This is a genomic window from uncultured Campylobacter sp. (genome assembly GCF_938018145.1).
Taxonomy (GTDB): domain Bacteria; phylum Campylobacterota; class Campylobacteria; order Campylobacterales; family Campylobacteraceae; genus Campylobacter_A.
The window spans coordinates 1-4,942 of sequence record NZ_CALIII010000067.1 but is presented as its reverse complement, the minus strand read 5'-3'; the positions used below and the strand labels follow the sequence as shown (position 1 = coordinate 4,942).

At 41.8% G+C, this 4,942-nt stretch carries 6 protein-coding genes and 1 pseudogene; 4 read left to right on the top strand and 3 right to left on the bottom strand.

The window, feature by feature from the left end:
• A pseudogene (locus tag Q0338_RS01550) lies at window positions 1-553 on the bottom strand (UDP-N-acetylglucosamine 1-carboxyvinyltransferase); the annotation flags it as partial.
• Between the two features lie 169 nt (window positions 554-722).
• Here Q0338_RS01550 and Q0338_RS01545 point away from each other — a divergent pair.
• Genes Q0338_RS01545 through Q0338_RS01530 form a run of 4 tightly spaced genes read left to right on the top strand, consistent with a single transcriptional unit; the run spans window position 723 to window position 3,297 of the window.
• Complete coding sequence (locus Q0338_RS01545; RefSeq protein ID WP_298085223.1) at window positions 723-1,382, top strand: NlpC/P60 family protein; 660 nt, start codon at window positions 723-725, stop codon at window positions 1,380-1,382.
• Between the two features lie 52 nt (window positions 1,383-1,434).
• A complete protein-coding gene (locus Q0338_RS01540; RefSeq protein WP_298085222.1) occupies window positions 1,435-1,968 on the top strand; it encodes a rhomboid family intramembrane serine protease in 534 nt (177 codons plus the stop codon).
• Entirely contained in the window at window positions 1,965-2,804 is an 840-nt protein-coding gene (locus Q0338_RS01535; protein ID WP_298085221.1) for a ferritin-like domain-containing protein, read from the top strand. Before Q0338_RS01540 ends, Q0338_RS01535 begins: the two co-directional genes overlap by 4 nt.
• A gap of 1 nt (window position 2,805) precedes the next feature.
• Window positions 2,806-3,297 (top strand): histidine phosphatase family protein, encoded by a 492-nt coding sequence (locus Q0338_RS01530; protein WP_298085220.1) that lies wholly within the window; start codon window positions 2,806-2,808, stop codon window positions 3,295-3,297.
• Here Q0338_RS01530 and Q0338_RS01525 read toward each other — a convergent pair.
• Window positions 3,294-4,184 (bottom strand): methyltransferase regulatory domain-containing protein, encoded by an 891-nt coding sequence (locus Q0338_RS01525; protein WP_298085219.1) that lies wholly within the window; start codon window positions 4,182-4,184, stop codon window positions 3,294-3,296. The two genes, Q0338_RS01530 and Q0338_RS01525, sit on opposite strands and share 4 nt — an antisense overlap.
• Window positions 4,185-4,248: 64 nt before the next feature.
• On the bottom strand, window positions 4,249-4,851 hold the full coding sequence (locus tag Q0338_RS01520; protein WP_298085218.1) for a class I SAM-dependent methyltransferase: 603 nt from the start codon (window positions 4,849-4,851) through the stop codon (window positions 4,249-4,251).
• Between the last annotated feature and the right edge of the window lie 91 nt (window positions 4,852-4,942).

The following is a 4,942-nucleotide window of genomic DNA, read 5'->3' as shown; positions in this document are numbered from 1 at the left end:
TTAGATGCGTCGTGCCGTGAGCGAGCGCGGCGGCCATTATGATGTTTTCGCTGCCAGTTACCGTGATCTTGTCAAACACGATCTGCGCGCCTTTTAGCCCATCAGGCGCGGTGGCGACGACGTAGCCTTGCTTTATCTCGATGTTTGCGCCCATTTTTTCAAGCGCGCTTAGGTGTAGATCGATCGGTCTTTGTCCGATCGCGCAGCCGCCGGGCAGACTCACCTCGCAGTGGCCAAACCTGGCTAGCAGCGGGCCAAGAACCAGGATGGATGCGCGCATTTTACGCACGATGTCGTAGTTGGCCTTTGTGGAGCTGACGTAGTTTGAGTTGATTTTTAGCGTGTGATCGTCCGTAAATTCGCACTTTGCGCCCAAATTTACAAGCAAAGTAGCCAATGTTTTTATATCCGCGACGTTTGGCATATTTTTTAGCGTCACGTCGTTTTTTATGATTAGAGCCGCGGCTATGAGGGGCAGGGCGGCGTTTTTCGCACCGCTTATGGCGACTTCGCCGCCTAGTTTCGCGTTTCCTTCGATTTCTAAATAATGCATCATCTTAAATCCTTAAATAAAATCCAAAGTATAGTAAAATTTAGCTTATAAATTTAAATTTATGCCGATATTTACCGATTTATTTATATAATCTTACTTTTAGGCGGCCAGTTTCCAGCGCTCAAATTTATCGCAAAACGTCGCCTTAGATAAAAAATAGGATAACAAAATGAAATTTACGATTTTTTTACCGCTTGCGTCGATTGCGGCTTTGATTTTTAGTGGATGCACAAACAATACGCCCAAAATTTACCCGATCGATCAAAGCGGACAGATCTTAAACGCGAGATTTTTAAACTCGCAGCAAGACGTATTTAACGATCTAGGCGGCAAAGCGCTTTCAAATTTTATGCAAGGTTTTTTAGGCAAAAAAGACGGCGGAGACTGCTCGGGCTTCGTCTCGCTCGTAAATAAAAACATAAATAACGTTTACTTTTCCGAGACAAATTTGCTCAAATTTTACGGCGAACAAGGATCGAAATCGCAAGCTATTTATAATTTTTACAAAAAGCGAAATTTGATCTCGCAAACAAGCCCGAAGCTCGGGGATTTGGTGTTTTTTAACAACACCACGAGCCAAACTAAAGGCAAAAATAAACAAATCATAACGCACCTTGGCATCATAGACCGCATAGAGGACGACGGAACTATAAGATTTATGCATAATACCAGAGGCAAAAACAAAAGCGGATTTATAAATCTATTTCAAAAAAATAGCCATAAAATAGGCGGCAAAGAGGTAAACTCCTACATCGTAGCGTGCAAAGGCAGCGACGCTACTTGCCTAACGTCAAACAGATTCGCCGGCTTTGGCAAGGTTAATTTTTAGCTAAATTTATGTCTAAATTTTATATGATAAAGCCTTTAAAAAGGAGCCGTTTTTGAAAGCCACGATATCGCTCATCGCGCTAAATTGTCTAATATTTTTTGCCGTTTACTGCGGCATTTGCGGCACTAACGCGACGCTTGGGCTAAATATGTTTTTCACGGACGGACTTTACGTCTGGCAGCCGGCAACCTCGATGTTTATGCATGCAAATTTGGCCCATCTGCTGATGAATATGGCGGTTTTGTATCAGTTTGGATCGCTTCTTGAGCGGTACTACGGCAGCGAAAAATTTGCCGTTATTTACTGCATAGGAGGCGTTTTGACCTCGCTGCTTAGTTTTGTTTACATTTATGTTATGTTTAAAACTAACGGAACTTTTATAAATTTAGTCGGAGCTAGCGGTGCGATCAGCCTGCTGCTAGGAGTTTTGGCATTTTTGGACGCCAGTAGCCGAAAGGGGCTAATAATCGCTATCTTGCTAATGAGCTTCGCGCCCGTAGCTATGGGCGTAAACGTCGCCTGGTACGCGCATATCATCGGCTTTGCGTTAGGGTATTTCGGGGTAAAATTTAAGGTGATAAAATGAGATTTTTCGATCAAATTTGGGAAATTTTAGAGTGCGGCGACAAGGAGCTTAAATTTGACAAATTTAAACGATTTTACGCCGAGTATAAGGCAGGTAAATTTGACGCACAGATAGAAGAGGGCGGTAAATTTGACGAAATAAAACCGCTTCGGCGCCCGAGTTATGCGGCATTTTGCGAGGTAGTAGCCATGAGGGAAATCGGCGGCAAAAAGCAAGCCGATAAGCAAAAAGCCTTCCTTCACTCGATCGCACACATCGAATACAGCGCCGTAGATATCGCGCTAGATGCGGCGTATCGCTTCCGCGCGCTACCAAAGGCCTACTATGACGACTGGCTCGAGGTTGCAGAGGATGAGATTAGGCACTTTAAGATGATCGAAGAACACATGGCTAAATTTGACGTGAAATACGGCGATTTTACCGTGCACGACGGGCTTTTTATCGCCCTGCAAAATACCTCCGCGTCGCTGCTTGAGCGCATGGCGGTGCTGCCTAGATATATGGAGGCAAACGGCCTTGACGCAAATGCATTTATGTTAAAAAAGCTAGAAACCGAGCGCGAAAAAGACGAAAACAAGGCGCAGCTTTGCGAAATTTTGCAAGTTATCTTAGACGAGGAGATCTCGCACGTCTCAAAGGGCGATCGGTGGTTTAAATTTGCCTGCGAAAACGAGGGTGTAAGCCCCGAAATCTACGCGCAAATCGTGCAAAAAATCTATCCTAAAGCCTTTTTGCAGTCTCGCGAGCTAAACGTGAGCGCGCGCCTAAAATCAGGCTTTAGCGAGGCGGAAATCGAGCACATAAAAAATATAGCGAAAGCCGGAAAGGCGGAATAAAATGAAAAAAATCTACTTTATCAGGCACGCAAAAGCCGTAGATGAGGGTGAGGGTAGCGACTTTGAGCGCGATCTAAGCGATCGGGGCAAAAAGGATCTGGCGCTGATGTACGAACGACTAAAAAAGCATGAGGTTAGGGCAGATGCAATATTTTCAAGTCCCGCCAAACGCTGCACTAAAACAGCTCAAAAGCTAGCCGAAGCAGTCAAATTTAAGAAGAAAATCAAATTTAAAGACGAGCTATACGGCGCGCAGACGCACGAGCTTTTAGCCTTTATAAGAGAGTTTGACGACAAATTTCAAAGCGTATTTGTTGTCGCGCACAACGACGCGATAACGGAAATTTGTGAGCTTTTAAGCGACGCCGCTATCGGAAATATCCCGACTTGCGGCATCTTTTGCGTCGAATTTGACGGTAGCTTTAAAGAACTAAAAGAACACGGCGCAAAGGCTCTGTTTTTTGACTACCCAAAAAAACACAAAAAGAGCTAAATTTCCTCAAACATCAGGCTGTTTGCCATCCTTTCTATCAAACCATCCAGATAGATCTCCGCAGCCTCGCTCACGCTGAGGTTTACGATATTTCCACTTTTGTCTTTTCTTTGCATCATTATTCCTTTGTTTTTGATGATATTTTTGATATCCTTGATGCTATTTTTGCCGTTAAATTCCAGCATTATTTCAAGGTCGGCTTTATCAAATTTGCTGAGTATGATCTCATTAAATTGGTTTGAAAAACTGATAACAGGCTCGTTGTCTTTCAAAAAATATCTTACATATCTTTCGTAAATTTCTTTGATCTTGCTTTTGCCTGGGGCGTATTTTACAGATTTTACTACAGTAGGCAGAATATCCACGCTGTCACTTAGTATAAGTGCGATAATTCTTGAATAACCTTCGTTTTGATCCTCAAATTTAGCCGCCAGCTCCTCGATATTTACAGAGCCTGGATAGGCTGAGTTTATGGCCTCGACGATTTTGGCGGCTCTTGGATTTATAGTTCGTTCCTTGCGGTCAATTATCTTGCCATCTTTTTCATCAAATTTACCGCGTACACATAACGTATTTAAACTATTTTTATCATATTTTTTATCAAGCCTTGCGTTTTGAGCGTTCTTGGAGTGAGTTATTATGCTCCTGCGAAAGCTTGTATTGATCGCAAAATCGGTATATTGCTCGTTTACTATACGCGCAGGCATATCTTTTATGTTCTCAAAAAGAACACGAATTTGCTCATCGTAAATAGGGTTTAAAGACAAGTGCAAATTCGTATCCGTAAGATATCCGAGCTCAAATTTCTCAATATCTTTTACGAATTCGAAAAAATAGCAAGGATCGTTAAAAATCTCAAAAAACTCGTGGTAAAGATAATAATCCATGCTAGCATATTTTTCATTGACACTATCGATATGCTTTATTAGCCACCTCTATTCATCCTCAAGGTCAATCGCCCGTATGTAATCTTTTAGAGATTTTTATATCTCCCCGAAAGGCGGTTACTTTTTCTAACTCACTGGCATCTTTGTGCGAATTTTGCACAAAAATATTGATAAAATCTCTTAAAACCGACTTTCCTTTCCAGCCTGGATATACGTTATAGGATATAAAGGCTAAACCGTTTGGCGTTAGTAAATTTTTTATAACGCTTAAAATCGATTTTTGGACATTTTTGGGTACCCAGCTGTAAACGCCGTGCACGATGATGTAGTCAAATTTACCTAGCTCATCCTTCAGATCGCAGATATCTTTTTGATATAGCTTTAAATTTGAGATGCCGATATCTTCGATTATCTTTTGTCCTTTTGAAACCTGTATGCCTGATAGATCGATACCCACAACATCCGCATTTTTATTGTTTAGCGCAAATGGGATCAAATTTCCGCCAAATGAACAACCGATCTCTAAAACTCTAGCCTTCGAAGCGGGAATAGGGTTGAGCGAGATAAGTCTGGCTATAGCCTCAAGTTTTTGCGGATGCGACTCCTTAAAGGACTGCGAAGTATATGGAAGGGTATCGTAAGCTTGCTCAATGTCGTTTATTGCCATTTTAATTCTTTCAGATAAAAATATGAGAGCTAATTATAATATAAAATTTAATTTTTTAGAAATTTTACGGCAAACTTTTTGCAATACAATA